Annotated in this window: 16 protein-coding genes; 10 read left to right on the forward strand and 6 right to left on the reverse strand. The window is 69.7% G+C overall.

Features of this window, described 5'->3' with window-relative positions; all coding sequences use genetic code 11:
- Positions 1 to 21 precede the first annotated feature (21 nt).
- From MPLG2_RS10170 to MPLG2_RS18465, 7 genes are all read left to right on the forward strand, one after another.
- A complete protein-coding gene (locus MPLG2_RS10170; RefSeq protein ID WP_158681040.1) occupies positions 22 to 474 on the forward strand; it encodes a hypothetical protein in 453 nt (150 codons plus the stop codon).
- Positions 475 to 598: 124 nt separating this feature from the next.
- Positions 599 to 1,390 carry a purine-nucleoside phosphorylase gene (locus MPLG2_RS10175; protein WP_231935622.1) on the forward strand — a complete coding sequence of 264 codons (792 nt, stop codon included), beginning with the start codon at positions 599 to 601 and terminating at the stop codon, positions 1,388 to 1,390.
- Entirely contained in the window at positions 1,387 to 3,051 is a 1,665-nt protein-coding gene (locus MPLG2_RS10180; protein WP_105186022.1) for a phospho-sugar mutase, read from the forward strand. Before MPLG2_RS10175 ends, MPLG2_RS10180 begins: the two co-directional genes overlap by 4 nt.
- 44 nt (positions 3,052 to 3,095) lie before the next feature.
- Positions 3,096 to 3,881, forward strand: a complete 786-nt coding sequence (locus MPLG2_RS10185) for an alpha/beta fold hydrolase (protein ID WP_105186023.1) — start codon at positions 3,096 to 3,098, stop codon at positions 3,879 to 3,881.
- 77 nt (positions 3,882 to 3,958) lie between these two features.
- The gene (locus MPLG2_RS10190) at positions 3,959 to 4,558 is read left to right on the forward strand and encodes a uridine kinase (protein WP_105186024.1); all 600 of its coding nucleotides are present in this window, start codon (positions 3,959 to 3,961) and stop codon (positions 4,556 to 4,558) included.
- A gap of 26 nt (positions 4,559 to 4,584) precedes the next feature.
- Complete coding sequence (locus tag MPLG2_RS10195) at positions 4,585 to 4,935, forward strand: PadR family transcriptional regulator (RefSeq protein WP_105186025.1); 351 nt, start codon at positions 4,585 to 4,587, stop codon at positions 4,933 to 4,935.
- Complete coding sequence (locus MPLG2_RS18465; protein ID WP_158681042.1) at positions 4,932 to 6,002, forward strand: permease prefix domain 1-containing protein; 1,071 nt, start codon at positions 4,932 to 4,934, stop codon at positions 6,000 to 6,002. The genes MPLG2_RS10195 and MPLG2_RS18465 overlap by 4 nt, the downstream gene beginning before the upstream one ends.
- A 210-nt stretch (positions 6,003 to 6,212) precedes the next feature.
- Here MPLG2_RS18465 and metG read toward each other — a convergent pair whose 3' ends face one another.
- Entirely contained in the window at positions 6,213 to 8,000 is a 1,788-nt protein-coding gene (gene metG, locus MPLG2_RS10205) for a methionine--tRNA ligase (protein ID WP_105186026.1), read from the reverse strand.
- A gap of 147 nt (positions 8,001 to 8,147) precedes the next feature.
- On the opposite strand from metG, the gene MPLG2_RS10210 reads away from it, so the two are divergent.
- Together MPLG2_RS10210 and MPLG2_RS10215 are read left to right on the forward strand one after the other, a co-directional pair.
- Positions 8,148 to 9,374, forward strand: a complete 1,227-nt coding sequence (locus MPLG2_RS10210; protein ID WP_105186027.1) for an inorganic phosphate transporter — start codon at positions 8,148 to 8,150, stop codon at positions 9,372 to 9,374.
- Entirely contained in the window at positions 9,374 to 9,655 is a 282-nt protein-coding gene (locus MPLG2_RS10215) for a hypothetical protein (RefSeq protein WP_105186028.1), read from the forward strand. Before MPLG2_RS10210 ends, MPLG2_RS10215 begins: the two co-directional genes overlap by 1 nt.
- A gap of 157 nt (positions 9,656 to 9,812) precedes the next feature.
- Here the strand turns inward: MPLG2_RS10215 and yczE are convergent, their stop codons facing one another.
- Positions 9,813 to 10,499, reverse strand: coding sequence for a membrane protein YczE (gene yczE, locus MPLG2_RS10220; protein ID WP_105186029.1), 687 nt, complete (start codon positions 10,497 to 10,499; stop codon positions 9,813 to 9,815).
- 62 nt (positions 10,500 to 10,561) lie between these two features.
- Here yczE and yczR point away from each other — a divergent pair, with 62 nt between their 5' ends.
- On the forward strand, positions 10,562 to 11,989 hold the full coding sequence (yczR, locus tag MPLG2_RS10225) for a MocR-like transcription factor YczR (RefSeq protein WP_105187608.1): 1,428 nt from the start codon (positions 10,562 to 10,564) through the stop codon (positions 11,987 to 11,989).
- A 13-nt stretch (positions 11,990 to 12,002) separates the two neighbouring features.
- Here the strand turns inward: yczR and MPLG2_RS10230 are convergent, their stop codons facing one another.
- The 4 genes from MPLG2_RS10230 to MPLG2_RS10245 all read right to left on the reverse strand — a co-directional run bounded on the left by MPLG2_RS10230 (position 12,003) and on the right by MPLG2_RS10245 (position 16,700).
- Positions 12,003 to 12,404 carry a cytidine deaminase gene (locus MPLG2_RS10230; RefSeq protein ID WP_105186030.1) on the reverse strand — a complete coding sequence of 134 codons (402 nt, stop codon included), beginning with the start codon at positions 12,402 to 12,404 and terminating at the stop codon, positions 12,003 to 12,005.
- Positions 12,405 to 12,628: 224 nt separating this feature from the next.
- The gene (locus MPLG2_RS10235) at positions 12,629 to 13,942 is read right to left on the reverse strand and encodes an ABC transporter permease (protein ID WP_105186031.1); all 1,314 of its coding nucleotides are present in this window, start codon (positions 13,940 to 13,942) and stop codon (positions 12,629 to 12,631) included.
- Positions 13,939 to 15,120, reverse strand: coding sequence for an ABC transporter permease (locus tag MPLG2_RS10240; RefSeq protein WP_408632038.1), 1,182 nt, complete (start codon positions 15,118 to 15,120; stop codon positions 13,939 to 13,941). The genes MPLG2_RS10235 and MPLG2_RS10240 overlap by 4 nt, the downstream gene beginning before the upstream one ends.
- A complete protein-coding gene (locus MPLG2_RS10245; RefSeq protein ID WP_105186033.1) occupies positions 15,120 to 16,700 on the reverse strand; it encodes an ABC transporter ATP-binding protein in 1,581 nt (526 codons plus the stop codon). Before MPLG2_RS10245 ends, MPLG2_RS10240 begins: the two co-directional genes overlap by 1 nt.
- Between the last annotated feature and the right edge of the window lie 68 nt (positions 16,701 to 16,768).

A 16,768-nucleotide genomic window follows, 5' to 3' on the forward strand; every position in this document is an offset into this window, starting at 1 on the left:
CGCCACCAGTAGGCTCGGCGAGTGCCCCGCGACCGTTCCAGTCTCACTCTCGGCGTGCTCGTCGGGCTGCTGGTGCTGGTCTCAGTGCTGATGATCGCGTTCGGGCTACCCGAACACACCCTGCTGCAGCGGCGGCTGCTGCAGTTGTACTCGGTGCCGCTGTCGGGGGCGCTCGCCCTCGGCGTGATGCACGTGCTGGGCCGGCTGCCGCAGTTGACCACCGCCACCCGGGTGGTGCTCGTGGTCGCGGCGGCCGTCACCGTGGCGGGCGTGCTGGCCATGGCGGTGGGCCTGTTCACGGGCCTCGACGCGCTGTTGCCGCTCGGCCAGGCGCTGATGTGGCTGAGCCTCGGGTTCGCCCTGCTGTACCTGGTCGGCCAGCTGCCCCGGCGGCGAGAGGGTCGCACGTTCGGGCTGCGTCCGGTCGATGACGACGACGAAGACATCGGTCACGACGACATCGCCGCCACGTAGCTGCCTTTGTGACACGCAACTGCCCGCGTGCAGGCAGTGACGTGTCACAAAGGCAGTCACGTTGCTCACGGGTCGACCGCTGCGATCTGCGCGGCGCTGAACCGCAGCCGATATCGTCACTGCTGTGAGCGATCCCTACGTTCTGGCTGAGCAGGCCGCCGACGCCCTGCGCACCCGTTTCGGCGTCGACGCCATCGACCTGGCCCTGGTGCTGGGTTCGGGTTGGGCGCAGGCGGCCGAAGGGTTGGGCGAGCACCTGGACGAGTGTCCGCTCGCCGAGCTGCCCGGCTTCAGCGCCCCCGTGGTCGCCGGCCACGGCGGCGACCTGCGGCTGGTGCGCACCCCCGCCGGCTCGGTGGCCGCGGTGTTCACCGGACGCACCCACCTGTATGAAGGCCGCGGGGTGGCCCCCGTGGTGCACGGCGTTCGCACCGCCGCTGCGGCCGGTGCTCGGCGGCTGGTGCTCACCAACGGTTGCGGCGGCATCAGCCACCCGGCCGGTGCCCCCGTGCTGCTGGCCGACCACATCAACCTGACCGGCGCCACTCCCCTGGTCGGGCCTCGTTTCGTCGACCTGACCGATGTGTACAGCCCCGCCCTGCGCGACATGGCCAAGACCGTCGACCCGACACTCGAAGAAGGCATCTATTGCCAGTTTCACGGCCCCGCCTACGAAACTCCGGCCGAGGTGCGCATGGCCCGGGCGATCGGCGGCACCCTGGTGGGCATGTCGACCGCGCTCGAAGCGATCGCCGCCCGCGAGGCCGGGCTCGAGGTGCTGGGCATCTCGTTGGTCACCAACGCGGCGGCGGGCATCGCCGCGCAACCGCTGTCGCACGCCGAGGTGGTCGAGGCCGGGCTCGCCGCCCAATCGCGGCTGAGCGCTCTGCTCGGCGGCCTGCTGGAGCGACTGTGACGACCCCGGCCCTCGACGACGCCCGCGAAGCCGCGATCACCGCCTGGCTGACGGACGACCCCGACCCGGCCACCCAGCTCGCGCTGACCCATTTGCGTGATCGGGCCCGCGACGGCGACCCGTCCGCCCTGGCCGAAATCACCGACGCGTTCGCCGGGCCGCTCACCTTCGGCACCGCCGGGCTGCGGGGCGCGCTCGGCCCAGGCCCGGGCCGCATGAACCGCGTGGTCGTGGCCCGCGCCGCAGCTGGGCTCGCCGGGTATCTGGTCGACCAGGGCTTGGCCGGTGGCCGCGTGATCATCGGGTACGACGCCCGGTACAACTCCGACGTGTTCGCCGCCGACACCGCCGAGATTCTGGCCGGGGCGGGTCTGAAGCCGCTGCTGTGCCACCAGCACCAACCCACCCCGGTGGTGGCGTTCGGCATTCGCCACTACGGCTGCGTCGCGGGCGTGATCGTCACCGCATCGCACAACCCGCCCCAAGACAACGGCTACAAGGTCTACCTGGGCGACGGCTCGCAGATCGTGCCACCCGCCGACGCCGACATCGCCGCGCAGATCGCCCTCGCGTCGCAGGGCAGCGTGGCCGAGATCGTTCGCCGCACCGACTACGAGTCGCTCGGCGACGAACTGGTCGAGGCCTACCTGGCCCGCGCCGTCCAACTGGTGGCCGACTCGCCGGCGCGCGACGTGACCTGGGTGCACACCGCGCTGCACGGCGTGGGCACCGAGGCGGTCACCCAGGCCGCCGCCGCCGCGGGCTTTCCGGCACCCCACCTGGTGCACGCCCAGGCGGCCCCCGACCCGGCGTTTCCGACCGTGGCATTTCCCAACCCCGAAGAGCCGGGCGCCATCGACCTCGCGCTGGCCCGCGCGATCGAGGTGGGCGCCGACCTCGCCGTGGCCAACGACCCCGACGCCGACCGCTGTGCGGTGGCCTGCCCGGTGGACGGCTCGTGGCGCATGCTGAGCGGCGACGAACTGGGCTGGCTGCTGGGCTCTGCCTCCCTGGAGGCCGGGGTGGCCGGCACGTACGCATGCTCGGTCGTGTCGTCCACCCTGTTGGGCGACCTGGCGGCCGCACACGGCCAGCCGTTTGCCCAGACCCTGACCGGCTTCAAGTGGATCGCGCGGGTTCCCGGGCTGGCCTTCGGCTATGAAGAGGCGCTCGGCTACTGCACCGACCCGGCCGCCGTCGCCGACAAAGACGGCATCACGGCGCTGCTGCGGGTGCTGGCCCTGACCGCCGCGCTCAAGGCCGACGGCCGCACCCTCGCCGACCGGCTCGACGACCTGGCCCGCGACCACGGCGTGTGCGTCACCGAACCGCTGAACTACCGGGTGGCCGACGTCTCACTGATCGCCGATGCGATGGACGGGTTGCGTGCGCAGCCGCCCACCGAACTGGGCGGCGAGGCCGTCCAACTGGTCGACCTGGCCCTCGGCAGCCCCGACCTGCCGCCCACCGACGGCCTGCTGTTTACCGGCGCCCGGGTGCGGGCCGTGGTGCGTCCGTCGGGCACCGAGCCGAAGCTGAAGTGCTACCTGCAGGTCAGGCTCGGCGCCGAGCGGTCGCGCGACCTGCCGGTGGCGCGGGCCGAGGCGGCCGCGCTGCTGGCGCGGTTGCGGTCAGATCTGGCCCGGGCCTTGGCGTTGTGAACCGCTCGTTGCGTGCCCCGCGGCGCCCCTGGTTCGATGGGCGTATGACCGCACAGACCACCTCGTCGGCAGACGGCACCACGATCGCCTACCACGAGCAGGGCGAGGGCCCGGCCGTGGTGATCGTCAACGGCGCCATGTCGACGGCCGGCGACGCCGGCGACCTCGCGTCCGCCCTGGCGGGGGCCGGGTACCGCGCCGTCAGCTACGACCGGCGGGCGCGGGTCGACAGCGGTGACACCAGGCCGTACGCGCCGCAGCGCGAGGCCGAAGACCTGGCGGCCGTGATCGACGCGGTGGGAGGGGTGGCGGCGGTGCTCGGTCACTCGTCGGGCGCCGTGCTGGCGCTCTACGCCGGCTCGCTGGGGGTGCGGGTGGGGCACCTGTTCCTGTCCGAACCGCCGTTCAACTTCGGCGACGACGCCCCCGAGGGCTTCGAGCAGCGGCTGCAGCAGTTGGTCGACGACGGCAAGCCGGACGACGCCGTCGTCACCTTTCAGCGCGAGGCGATCGGCCTGCCCGAACCGGTGATCGAACAGATCAAGCAGGCGCCGTTTTTTCCTTCGTTGGTGAAGCTGGCCCAGTCGGTGGTCTACGACGCCACGCTGACCCGGCACGTGTCGACCCCCACCGATGCCATGACCGGCATCCAGTCGCCGGTGACCATTCTGTGCGGCGTGCAGACGTTTCCCGACCTGCAGGCCGCGGCCGTGCGGCTGGCGCAGGTGATGCCGCAGGCCGAGTCGCTGCGGGTGGCCGAGTCCGTCGACCATCGGATCGACCCGTCGGCCACCACGGCCATCGTCGCCGCCCGGGTGCCGCGCGGCTGATTCGCGGGTCCCCGTCGTCCCGGCGCACGCCGGGATCTCATCACCCCACCTCGACCGCGCACCATAGACTGCCGCCCATGCAGCGACGCCTGGTGCTCGTGGCCGGCCCGTCCGGCAGCGGCAAGTCGAGGGTGGTGCTGGCGTCCGGGCTGCCGCAGGTGCGGCTCGACGACTTCTACCACGACCACGACCACCCGGGGCTGCCGCAGACCCTGGGCATTCCCGACTGGGACCACCCCGCCACCTGGAACGGCGAGGCCGCCGTCGCGGCGCTGGCCGAGCTGCTCGCCACCGGACGCACCGACACCCCCGACTACTCGATTCCCGAGTCGTGCAAGGTGGGCGACAAGGAACTGACCATTCCCGACGACGCCGACCTCGTGCTCGCCGAGGGCATCTTCGCGATCGAGGCGCTGCCCTTGGCCCGCGAAGCCGGGCTCGACGTCACGGGCATCTTCATCGACCGTCCCGGGGCACTGGTGGCCTGGTACCGGTTCCGTCGCGACTTGAAGCAGAAGCGCAAACCGCCGTGGGTGCTGGTGCGGCGGGGGCTCGCCCTCTGGCGGGCGCAGGGCGCACTGAAGCGCAAGGCGTTGGCGGCCGGGTTCGAGCCGGTTGGGTACGCCGAAGCCGAGGCGATGCTGGGCACCGGGGCGAGCGACACGGTTGACACCTAGACAGCCAATGCCTAGCGTGTCTAGGCATGAAGGGTGACGTGTTACGGGGACATCTTGATCTGCTGGTTCTGCAGGTGCTGGCCGACAACCCGCTGCACGGGTACGCGATCATCGATGAACTGAAGCGCCGAACGGACGACGCGCTCGAGGTGCCCGAGGGCACGCTGTACCCCGTGCTGCACCGGCTGGAGCGCGAACGGCTGCTCGAGGCGTCCTGGGCCGAGGTGAACGGACGCCGGCGCAAGTCGTACCGGCTCACGCACCTCGGCACCCAAGCGCTGGCCGAACGTCGGCGGGGCTGGACGGATTTCCGCTCCGCCATCGACGCCGTGCTCGGCGGCCCCACCGCGCAGCCCAGCGTTGGGAGGACGCCATGATCCGCCGCACCCACAAGGCCCGAGTGAGCCGACCGGTCTTCGACGCCCCCGACCCGATCGACGCCTATCTGGACGCCCTGTGGCTGTCGTTGCGGAATCAGGCCGATCGCAACGACCTGGTGGCTGAGGCGGAGGACCACCTGCGCGAGGCGGTCGAGCGACAGGTGGCGTCCGGCACCGAACCGTCGGCCGCTCACGAACTGGCACTGCGCGAGTTCGGCGACGCCGCCCTGGTCGCCCGTGCGCTCGTCCGGACCCGGCTGCACACGGTACCCCGGCCAACCCCGGCCACCCGGGCTGCCGGACGACTCGGCAAATGGGCGGGCATCGCCTGGCTACTCGCAGTGGCGACGTACGTCTACCAGCTCTGCTCGAACCCGTGGCTGGCCGAGCGCTACCTGTTGTTCCAGGTCGTGGCCGGCATGGCGACCCTGCTCACCAGCGTGCTGATGTTCGGCTTGTTCGCCCGGGCCGGTGCCGCGCGATCCCCCCGGCTGATGCTGGCCCTCCCGGTCACCCTGCTGACGCTGGCCGGCAACACTGTCTTCACCTGGATGTGGTCGATCACCAACCTCCAGCTCGCCCTGACCCTGTGGCTGGCGCTGCTCGAGTGCCGACGCGCCGGGCTTTGGCCGGGCCATGGTGTCGGCCGGCTCTCGGTGCTGATCTGGCCGTTGGCGGCTCTGGTCTCGCGGGCGGGCTCCCTGCTGCGGATCGGCCCATTGGACGAGTACGGCGACTATCCGCTGCTGGACTCGTGGGCGTTCAGCTGCGCGGCCGCGGCATTCGCCCTGGCCTGCTGGTTGATCGGCTCGGCGCTGGCCAGCGAGCCGGTCGATGAAGCCGCGCGGGTGCGGCTGGTGCCGGCCATGCCGATCGCTGTGGCCGACCCCTCCAGCACGCCGCGAACCTGGCCCGCCGGGGTCGCCGCCGACGGGGTGACCGGCTCCGCGGCCTCCGATCACCTTTCGACCACCGGGTCAAGCCGCGACACCGACCGGGCCAGCACCCGCCGGCAGCCCGACTCGGCCACCCAGTGGGGTCCGCCCGAAACACACCCGCACTGAGGGCGATGGTGCCGCGGCGTAGCCCGGTTTCAAGGGCACGGTTCTTCAGCCTGCGCACAACCGGTTGATTTCGCCACCGTAGTCGGTGGCGAAATCAACCCATTGTTCAGACGATCATATCCGCCGGTGTGAGATCCTCACCTTGGTGGCAATGCCGAACCCGTCGACTGTCACGAAGGCCAGGACCCGACGAACTCCACCGGCGCCGATTCAGCCGATCGGGGCCCATTCCGGGCCGGTCTCGGCCAGCTTGGGGTCGAGCTTGGTGAAGATCGGGGACGGCTTGTTCAGCGGCGTGCCCACCGCGATCGGCGTCGAGCGCCACACGGCTTGCTGGTTGACGTAGTCGCCGCGCAGCACCGGGTAGGGGGCGTCCGCCCCAGGCTCGGTCACCTCGACCAGCTCGGGCTGGGCCGCCCACACACCCTCGCCGCCGAGCGCCTCGAACACCTTCTGGGCGGCGTGCGGCAGCAGCGGGGTGAGCAGGGTGTTGCAGTCCTGCACCACCTGCAGGGCCACGTGCAGCACCGTGTCGCGGCGGGCCGGGTCGTCCTTCAGCTTCCAGGGTTCCTGGTCAGAGATGTACTTGTTGGCCAGCCCGACCACCCGCATCGCCTCGGTGGTGGCCTGCTTGAACTTGCACCGCGACCAGGCGTCGCCCACCACCGCGTAGGCGTCGCTCGCCGCCTGCAACAGGTCGCGATCGGCCTCCGTCAGCTCGCCGGCCGCCGGAATCGACCCCACGTTCTTGTGCGCCATCGAGATCGAGCGGTTGACCAGGTTGCCCCACTCGTTGGCGAGCTCGAAGTTGATCCGCCTGACGAACTCTTCCCAGGTGAAGTCGGTGTCCTGGTTCTCGGGGCCGTTGACCGCGATGAAGTAGCGCAGGGCGTCCGGGCCGAAGTCGCGCAAGAAGTCGCGCACGTAGATCACGTGCCCACGCGACGACGCCAGTTTCGAACCCGACATGGTGAGGAACTCTGAGCTGACGATCTCGGTGGGCAGGTCGAGCACCCCGAACGCTGAGGGCTCGCCGCCCTTGTCACCCTGGCCGTTGGCGCCCAGCAGAATGCCCGGCCAGATCACCGAGTGAAAGGTGATGTTGTCTTTGCCCATGAAGTAGTACGAGCGGGCCTCGTCATTGCTCCACCAGCGCTTCCAGGCGTCGGGGTCGCCCGACCGCTTCGCCCACTCGATGGACGCCGACAGGTACCCGATCACCGCGTCGAACCACACGTAGATGCGCTTCATGGGGGCGTCGCGCCACTCGTCCAACGGAATCGGCACGCCCCAGTCGAGATCGCGGGTGATCGCGCGTGGACGCAGTTCGGCCAGCAGGTTCTCGCTGAACTTCAGCACGTTGGGACGCCAGTCGGTGCGGGTCTGCAGCCACTCGCCCAAAGCACCGGCCAGCGCCGGCAGGTCGAGAAAGAAGTGCTCGGTCTCGATGAACTGCGGGGTCTCACCGTTGATCTTCGACCGCGGGTCGATCAGGTCGATCGGGTCGAGCTGGCGTCCGCAGTTGTCGCACTGATCGCCGCGTGCCCCGTCGAAGCCGCAATGCGGGCAGGTGCCCTCGATGTAGCGGTCGGGCAGGGTGCGTCCGGTGGACGGGCTGATCGCCCCCATCTCGCGCTGCACCGCCACGTACCCGTTGGCATGCAGGGCCCTGAACAGCTCTTGGACGGTCTCGCGATGGTTGATCGTGGTGGTGCGGGTGTACAGGTCGTAGCAGCAGCCGAGTCCCTGCAGGTCTTCGGCGATCACCCGGTGGTACTTGTCGGCGGTCTGCTGCGGCGTGAGTCCCTCTTTCTCGGCCTGCACCTGAATGGCGGTGCCGTGCTCGTCGGTGCCCGACACCATCAGCACGTCGTTGCCGGCCATGCGCATGTAGCGCGAGAAGACGTCCGAAGGAACGCCGAAGCCGGAAACGTGGCCGATGTGCCGCGGGCCGTTGGCGTAGGGCCAGGCCACGGCGGTCAGGATGGGTGAACTCATGGTTCTCATACTATTGGCGCTCTGGCAGCGGCCCGTACCGATGCCCCGGGTGTGGTTACGAGACGGTTAACAACGAGCTGACTAGCGGTGACGTGCAACCCTCAAGTTCAAGTATCGCGGGGTCGTGATTGACCCTACGATGATTGTGTGTCCCCCGAGCTGATCCTCTTGGCGCTCGTTGTCGTAACGGCTCTGGCCTTCGACTTCACGAACGGTTTTCACGACACGGCCAACGCCATGGCCGCATCGATCGCCACGAAGGCGCTGACGCCCAAAACCGCGGTCGTGCTGTGCGCCTCGCTCAACCTGGTGGGCGCCCTGTTGTCGGTCGAGGTGGCGCTGACCGTCACCAACGCCGTGATCAACCTGCAGAACCCCGACGGAACACCGCGGGCCGAGTTACTCGCCGACGGCGGCGACAAACTGCTGCTGATTCTGCTCGCGGGCTTGGCCGGCGCGATCATCTGGAACCTCGCCACCTGGCTGTGGGGGCTGCCGTCCAGCTCATCGCACGCGTTGTTCGGGGGCCTGATCGGCGCCACGATGGCCGGCCTGGGCTGGGGTGGCGTCAAGTGGGTCGGCGACGGCACCAAGCTCGACGGCGTGGTCGGCAAGGTGATCATTCCCGGGTTCATGTCGCCGGCGATCGCGATGATCGTGGCGATGGTGGGCACCCATTTCGTGTTCAAGGTGGCAGCCTCGCTGTCGGAGCGCTACCGCCGCAGCGGCTTTCGCTGGGGTCAGGTCGGCGCCGCATCACTGATGTCGATCTCGCACGGCACCAACGACGCCCAGAAGACCATGGGCGTCATCACGCTGGCCCTGATCGCGTCCGGTGAATGGAGCGACACCCACTCGGTGCCGCTGTGGGTGAAACTCGCCTGCGCCGTCACCATCGCGCTGGGCACCTATCTCGGCGGCTGGCGCATCATTCGCACCATGGGCAAGGGTCTGGTCGAGATCGAACCCCCGCAGGGCATGAGCGCCGACATGAGCTCGGCCGCGGTGATCCTGGCGTCCAGCCAACTCGGCTTCGCACTGTCGACCACCCACGTCGCGACCGGCTCGATTCTCGGCTCCGGCGTTGGACGCCCCGGGGCGCAGGTGCGCTGGGCAGTGGCCGGACGGATGGCGTCCGGCTGGTTGAGCACCCTGCCGTCGGCCGCGGCGGTCGGCGCGCTGATGTTCTTCATCGGCAACTCGATGGGCACCGGTTGGGGCGCGGCGGTCGTGGTGCTGCTGCTGCTCGGGGCCGGGGTGTACATGTGGCTGCACTCGCGCAAAGAGCCGATCGGACACCACAACGTCAACGACGAGTGGGAAGACGCCAAGACCAAGAAGGACAAGGCCCAGAAGAACGAGGTGGCGGTCTGATGTGGCTTTCGGCTCTTAACGGCTTCTGGCAGGTGCTGCTGGCCGGCCTGCTGCTCGGGTCTGGCCTGCCGATTCTGTTCGCCCTCGGTGTGAAGTCGATCGCCTGGGCCCACGGCGACCTGCCCGATCGGGCGGCCAACCCGGCGGGCAAGCTCGTCGCCGGTGCGCTGTTCGCGGTGGTGCTGCTGGCCGTGCTGCTCGGCCTGAGCTACATCGTCGCCCACGGCTTCGGCTACACGCTGGTGTGGAACGGCATGCTGCCGTCCTTCACCCACAAGTAGCGATCATCGGGCGCCCTACCGCTGGTTGAGCTTGTCGAAACCCCGAGCCACGATCGGTCTCGACCAGCGACAGTCGCCGCCGTTGCGACGCTCGCCAGGTGCCCCTGGTCGTGACGCGAGTTGGGGACGGTTACTACGTCGCGCAACCCGCTGATTGTCAGTCGCTCTGCGCACAAGGGGTGAGCTGCCGCGCGGCTGCCGGAGCCTCGGCGCGCACCGCCACCCAGGGCAGGAAGAACTGGGTCAGCGGCCCGATGCCCAGGGCGAAGACCACCGTGCCCACGCCCGCCGTGCCGCCCAGCACCAAGCCGAGCGCCAGCACCGTGAGCTCGATCAACGAGCGCACCAGGCGCAGGCTGCGGCCCGTGCGCCGCGCAAGCCCGGTCATCAGCCCGTCCCGCGGGCCGCGACCCAACTGGGCGCCGATGTAGACCGCACCCGCGAGCCCGTTCAGCACCACGCCGCCGAGCATCAGCGCGACCCGGGCCGGCCAGCCGTCCACCACCGGCAGCCAGGCCAGAGAGACGTCGACGGCCAAACCGATCGCGATGGCGTTGGCCAGCGTGCCGATGCCGGGCCGCTCCCCCACCGGAATCCAGAACAGCAGCACCACGAAGCTCACCACGATGGTGATCTGGCCGAAGCTCAGCGGCAGCCAATGCTCGAGGCCCGTGGTGAGCACGTCCCACGGCGCGACGCCGAGGTTGCCGCGAATCATCAGGGCGATCGAGAAGCCGAACAGCCACAGCCCGGCGAACAGTTGCACGATGCGGCGCGGCAGGCGTCCGGTGCGCAGTTGGCCGATGGGGCCGAGGTTCGAGATCTCGATGGACGGTCTGGTCATGACGCAAACCCTCGCACCGAATTGGCCTTGTAGCAAAGGGCCAATCGTGTGAGAGTGGCTTGGTGAGCGGAGCGATCTCGACCAGTCGAATAGCCACTCTGGTGGGCGAGGTGCCGTCCCCCACCTTCGAGGGACTTGCCCGCTCGCTGGCCCGGCTGATTGCCGACGGACGGCTGCCCCTCGGGCTGCGGCTGCCCAGCGAACGCGAACTGGCGACCGCCCTGGGCCTGTCACGCACCACCGTCACCCGCGCCTACACGGTGCTGCGCGAGGCGGGCTACGCGATCGCCCGGCAGGGCTCGGGCACGTTCACCCAGGTGCCCGGCGGCGCCGCGCGGGGCCGTGATCGGGGCCTCAGCCCGGTACCGGACGGGACGTCTGTGGTCGACCTCACCTGCGCCGCGGCGGTGGCCGCGCCGGGTCTGGCCAGCGCGTACGCCACGGCCGTCGAACAGCTGCCGGCCTACCTGACCGGCCACGGCTACTTTCCGCTCGGACTGCCCGTGCTGAGGGAAGCCATCGCCGCGGGCTACACCGCACGGGGCTCGCACACCGCGCCGGAGCAGATTCTGGTCACCTCGGGCGCGATCGGCGCCATGGCGGCCGTCGCGCAAGCCCTCGTCGGTCCCGGCGACCGGGCGCTCGTCGAGTCGCCGGTCTACCCCAACGCGGTGGACGCCCTGCGTCGCGCGGGAGCCCGGGTGGTGACCGCTCCGGTCGATCCGAACGGCTGGGACCTGGCCGCCATGCACGCCGCCCTACGCCAGGCGCACCCGCGGGTCGCCTACCTGATTCCCGACTACCAGAACCCGACCGGGCTGCTGATGACGGACGACGAACGTGTCAGGCTCGCCCACCACCTGGCGGCCACCCGCACCCTCGCCGTGGTTGACGAGAGTCACGCGCTGCTCCAACTGGACGACGCGCCGTTGCCGCTGCCTTTTGCAGCCCATTACCCGTCCACGATCAGCATCGGCGGGTCGTCCAAGGCCTTCTGGGGTGGGCTAAGGGTGGGGTGGCTTCGGGTGCCGCCGGCACTGGTGCCGAAGCTGACCGAGGCACGGCTGTCCCTCGATCTCGGCGCGCCGGTGCTGGAGCAGTTGGTGCTCACCCACCTGCTGAGCGGGCCGTCCGCCGACGCCGCCGCCCAGCGTGATCGGCTACGCGTCCACCGCGACGTGCTGGCCGCAGAGCTGCGCTCGGCCCTGCCCCAGTGGAGCTTCCGGTTGCCCTCGGGGGGCCTGTCGCTGTGGGTTGAGCTCCCTCGCCCCGTGGCGTCCGCGCTGGCCGCAGGCGCGGAGCGGGAGGGGCTGGTGATCACCCCAGGGTCGGTGTTCGCGCCCGAGGGGGGGCTGGCGTCATTCGTGCGGCTGCCCTACGGACGCCCACCGGACGAGCTACGCACCGCGGTGCGCATTCTGACAGGCGTGTGGGCGACGCTGGACGACACCGGTCCGGCCACCGACCCCGTGCGTCTGCTGATCGCCTAAGACGTCGCGAACTTTATCCACCGGTCACGTGCGTGATGTCGGACGGCCCGAACGCCTGCGGAAGCACCCGGCTCATCGGCCAGACGCCCTCAGGAGTATCGATCAACAACTCGGTGCCGCCGAACTCGTACAAGAGTTGGCGGCAGCGCCCACAGGGCATCAGGGGCTCGCCCAGGGCGTTCACGCAGGCGAAGGCGACCAGCCGTCCGCCACCGCTGGCGACCAGGTCGCTGACCAGCCCGCATTCGGCGCACAGGGTCACCCCGTAGCCGGCATTCTCGACGTTGCAGCCGGCCACGACCCGTCCGTCGTCGACGAGGGCGGCCGCGCCGACCGAAAACCGCGAGTACGGCGCGTAGGCCCGCGAGCAGTAGTCCCGCGCGGTCGCCCGCAACGCGTCCCAGTCGATCGTCATGGCAAGCCCTTTCGTCAGGTGATGAGCTTGTCGAAATCAGCAGGTCTGGACAAGCTCGTCCAAGCCGTTCGTCGTCCTGACGAACGTCAGGATCTCGCGACGTCCCGCGGCAAGGCTGCACGCACGAAGGCAGCAGTCATGAGGGACGAGATCCCGGCGTTCGCCGGGATGACGAAATCTGCAGGGTCTCGACAAGCTCGACCAACGACAACGTCGACCAGCGACTACTTCGTATACGCCACGCCGTCAGCCGCCGGGGCACGCGTTCGTCCGATCAGCCCTGCCACCGCGATGATCGTCGCCAAATACGGCAGCATCAGCAGGAACTGGCTCGGCACCGGGGTGTTCAGGGTCTGCAACTGCGACGCCATCTGCACCACGAAGCCGAAGAACAGCGCCATGCTGGCGGCCAGCACCGGGTGCCAGCGGCCCATGATCACCGCGGCCAGGGCGATGAAGCCGTTGCCCACCGTCAGGTCTTTGCTGAACACGCCCACCGAGCCCACGGTGAAGAACGCCCCGCCCAGGCCCGAGAAGATGCCCGCCACCAACACCGCCTGCCAGCGCACCCGCTTGACCGAGATGCCGACGGTGTCGGCGGCCTTGGGGTGCTCACCGACGGCCCGCACGCGCAGCCCCCAGCGGGTGCGGTACAGCAGCCACCAGACGACCACCACGGCCACGATCGCCAGGTACACCAGGATCGTCTGCTGAAACAGCACCGGCCCCACGAACGGCAGATCGGCCAGGAAGGGAATCGAGATCGGGTCCATCGTGGGCGCGCTGTTCAGTGCGCGTGAGTTGGGCTGCACCAACTGGTCGAACAAGAAGCCGGTGATGCCTGAGGCCAGCAGGTTGATCACCACGCCGAGCACCACCTGGTCGACCAGGTACTTGATCGCGAACAGGGCCAGCAGTGCCGCCATCAACACGCCGGCGAACACGGCCGCGATCAGCGCGGCCCAGATCGACTTGGTGATCGAACCCGTCAGTGCGGCCGCGAAGGCGGCGGTCAGAAATTGACCCTCGATGGCCACGTTCACCACACCCGACCGCTCGCCGACGACGCCACACAGCGCGCCGAAGATCAGCGGTGTCGCCGTGAACACCGTGCCCGCGAGCTGGTTGGCCACCGGAAACGGCAGGTCACGCCCGGCGGCCGCCCAGGTGAGAAAGCCCAGCACCACCGCGATGCCGGCCACCAGCCCGGCCACCATCGGCATGCGGTTGCGCAACCGTCCGGAGATGAAGCCGGCCCCGGCCAACAGGCACAGCACGGCGCAGATCGCCACCACCGGCGCACCCGGCAACTCGATGGTGGGCAGCTGCACCTCGGCGAAGGCGTCCGACAGCGCGAAGCGCGCCACGCCCGACGTGCTGAAGAACAAAACCCCGAGCAGCAGGCCGACCACCACGATCAACACCCCGGACGACAGCCGCGCCCGGCGGGCGTCGCGCGACTCGAGCACCTCGAAATGCAGCTCTTCGGGCGCGTCGGTGAGGCTCGGCACGTGCGGTTCTTCCGTCGCGGTGCTCACGCGTCGGCTCCCGTCAGCGAGGCGCGCGCCTTGCGCGCGGAGAGGAACGGCACCAGCGTGGCCACCAACTGCGGCGCCGCCACGAACAGCACCACGAGCGCCTGCAGCACCAGGGTCAGCGTGAGCGGCGTCTGGGCCACGCTCTGCATGGCCAGGCCGCCGGCGCTCAGGCCGCCGAACAACAGGCCGGCGAGCACGATGCCCACGGGCTTCGACCGGCCCAGTAGCGCCACCGTGATGGCGTCGAAGCCGACGGTGCCCACCAGGCCTTCGGTGAGCGGCACCGGCACGCCGTTGACGGACGGTCCTAGGGCTGCCTGCACGCCGGCCAGACCGGCCAGGGCGCCGGCCATGGCCATGGTGATGATGGTGGTACGGCCCACGTTCATGCCGGCCGTGCCGGCCGCGTGGGGGTTGGCTCCGACTGCGCGAATCGAGAAGCCGATCACCGATCGGTCGAGCACCCACCACACCACCACGGCCGCCAGCAGGGCCACGAAGAAGCCCAGATGCAGCTGCTCGTACAGCTGCGGAAAGGCCGCGGACGACGGCACCTCGGGCGAGATCGGGTCGTCACGCCCCGGTCGCTGAAACGCCGCCGTGGTCAGCACCCAGGCCAGCAGGCCGCTGGCGATGTAGTTCATCATGATGGTCACGATCACCTCGTGGGCGCCGGTGGTGGCCTTCAGCCACCCCACGATGCCGCCCCAGATAGCGCCGGCCACCAGGCCCGCGAGCACGGCCACGATCAGGTGAATCACCGGCGGCAGCGGCAGCGAGAATCCCACCCAGGCCGCCGCCATCGAGCCTAGAATCGCCTGGCCCTGCGCGCCGATGTTGAACAGCCCGGCCCGAAAGGCGAGGCCCACCGCGAGGCCTGCGCAGATCAGCGGGGCCGCGGCGGCGCTGGTGGCCGCCAGGGCCTGCGGTGAACCGACGGCGCCCATCAGCAGGGCGCTGTAGGCGGTGGACACCTTCGTCCACGCACTGCCCAGCGCCAGCCCGGGCGCGGTCAACAGGTAGTTGAAGTTGCCGGCCACCTGGGGGTCGGCGACGATCATCAGAATCGCGCCGACCAGCAGCGCCAACACGAACGCGGCCAGGGTGATCGCCCAGTCGCGCCACCGCATCCGCACCTCGCCGCGCACCCGGTCGCCCCACGTCGTGGACTCGCTCATCATGCGTCCTTCCCGGCGTCGGCAGCATCGCCGGCAGCCACCTGCACGGCCTCGTCGTAGCCCACCCCGGCCATCATCATGCCCATCACGTCGCGCGGGGTGTCGGGCCCCACGATGCCCACGATCTTGCCGCGATACATCACCAGCACCCGGTCGGCCAGGGCCTCGACCTCTTCGAGTTCGGTCGAGACCAGCAGCACCGCGGTGCCCTTGTCACGCTCGTCGACGATGCGCTTGTGCAGAAACTCGATCGCGCCCACGTCGACGCCGCGGGTGGGCTGCGAGGCCACCAGCAAGGCGAGTTCGCGGCTCAACTCGCGGGCCAGCACCACCTTCTGCGCGTTACCGCCCGACAGCGACGACCCGAGGTTCTGCACGTCTGGGGTGCGAATGTCGAACTCGTCGCGCAGGGTGACCGCGTTGTCGTTGATCGCTTTCAGGTTGAGTGACCCGCCGCCGGCGAACGGTGCGGTGTCGAACCGGTTGAGCACCAGGTTCTCGGCGATGGTGAAGGTGCCGATGAACCCGTCGTGCTGCCGGTCTTCGGGTACGAAGCCCATGCCTGCGGCGATGCTCTGCCGGGGCGAGGCGTCGGCCAGGTCGCGGTCGTCCAACCTGATGCGGCCCGACAGCACCGGAATGTTGCCGATCAGCGCGTCGGCGAGCTCGGATTGGCCGTTGCCCTGCACGCCCGCGATGCACAGGATCTCGCCACCGGCCACGTCGAAGCTGATGTCGTCGACCACCACGGCGCCGGCCGAGTTGGTGACCGTCAGCCCGTCGACCGCCAGCCGGACGGCGCCGGGCTCGGCCGGCTGCTTCGCCACCGACAGGTCGACCGCCCGGCCCACCATCAACTGGGCCAGTTCGGTCTCGGACGTGCCCGGCTCGGCCTGGCCCACGATCTTGCCGCGGCGCAACACCGTGATGCGGTCGGCGATCGCCCGCACCTCACGCAACTTGTGGGTGATGAACACGATGCCCTTGCCCTCGTCGCGCAGCTTCTGCATGACGACCATCAGCTCGTCGATCTCTTGCGGAGTGAGCACGGCGGTGGGCTCGTCGAAGATCAGGTACTGCGCGTCGTTGGCCAACGCCTTCAGAATCTCGACCCGCTGCTGCACGCCGACCGGCAGGTCTTCGATCAGGGCGTCCGGGTCGACCGGCAGGTTGTAGCGCTGCGAGAGCTGCCGCACGGTGGCCTTGGCCGCCTTCATGTCGACCACCAGGCCGGGCTCGCGGCCGAGGATCATGTTCTCGGCCACGCTGAACACCTCGACCAGCATGAAGTGCTGGTGCACCATGCCGATGCCAGCGGCCATCGCCGCCTTCGGGTCGGCGAACCTGCGCGGCACCCCGTCGATCAGAATCTCGCCCCCGTCGGGCTGGTACAGCCCGTACAGCACGTTCATCAGCGTCGACTTGCCGGCACCGTTCTCGCCCAGCAGGCAATGGATTTCGCCCGGGCGGACGGTCAAGTCGACGGCGTCGTTGGCGACGAAAGACCCGAACCGCTTGGTGATCGACCTCAGGTCGAGGCCGACGCTGCGCTGCGCCTCATTCGCCACAGGCCGGATCATTCCACACCGCTCCTCTCTTCGGCAGTGCCGACAGCAAGAAAGGGGGGCCGGGCGGCGCCCCCCTTTCT

It is taken from the genome of Micropruina glycogenica (genome assembly GCF_900289045.1).
Lineage (GTDB): Bacteria > Actinomycetota > Actinomycetes > Propionibacteriales > Propionibacteriaceae > Micropruina > Micropruina glycogenica.

What these genes read in the sequence shown, in the direction of transcription:
- MPLG2_RS10185 (WP_105186023.1), top strand. Translation starts at nt 3,096, where the DNA reads ATGACCGCACAGACCACCTCGTCGGCAGACGGCACCACGATCGCCTAC.
- MPLG2_RS10190 (WP_105186024.1), top strand. Translation starts at nt 3,959, where the DNA reads ATGCAGCGACGCCTGGTGCTCGTGGCCGGCCCGTCCGGCAGCGGCAAG.
- MPLG2_RS10195 (WP_105186025.1), top strand. Translation starts at nt 4,585, where the DNA reads ATGAAGGGTGACGTGTTACGGGGACATCTTGATCTGCTGGTTCTGCAG.
- MPLG2_RS18465 (WP_158681042.1), top strand. Translation starts at nt 4,932, where the DNA reads ATGATCCGCCGCACCCACAAGGCCCGAGTGAGCCGACCGGTCTTCGAC.
- metG (WP_105186026.1), bottom strand. Translation starts at nt 8,000, where the DNA reads ATGAGTTCACCCATCCTGACCGCCGTGGCCTGGCCCTACGCCAACGGC.
- MPLG2_RS10215 (WP_105186028.1), top strand. Translation starts at nt 9,374, where the DNA reads ATGTGGCTTTCGGCTCTTAACGGCTTCTGGCAGGTGCTGCTGGCCGGC.
- yczE (WP_105186029.1), bottom strand. Translation starts at nt 10,499, where the DNA reads ATGACCAGACCGTCCATCGAGATCTCGAACCTCGGCCCCATCGGCCAA.
- MPLG2_RS10230 (WP_105186030.1), bottom strand. Translation starts at nt 12,404, where the DNA reads ATGACGATCGACTGGGACGCGTTGCGGGCGACCGCGCGGGACTACTGC.
- MPLG2_RS10240 (WP_408632038.1), bottom strand. Translation starts at nt 15,120, where the DNA reads ATGAGCGAGTCCACGACGTGGGGCGACCGGGTGCGCGGCGAGGTGCGG.
- MPLG2_RS10245 (WP_105186033.1), bottom strand. Translation starts at nt 16,700, where the DNA reads ATGATCCGGCCTGTGGCGAATGAGGCGCAGCGCAGCGTCGGCCTCGAC.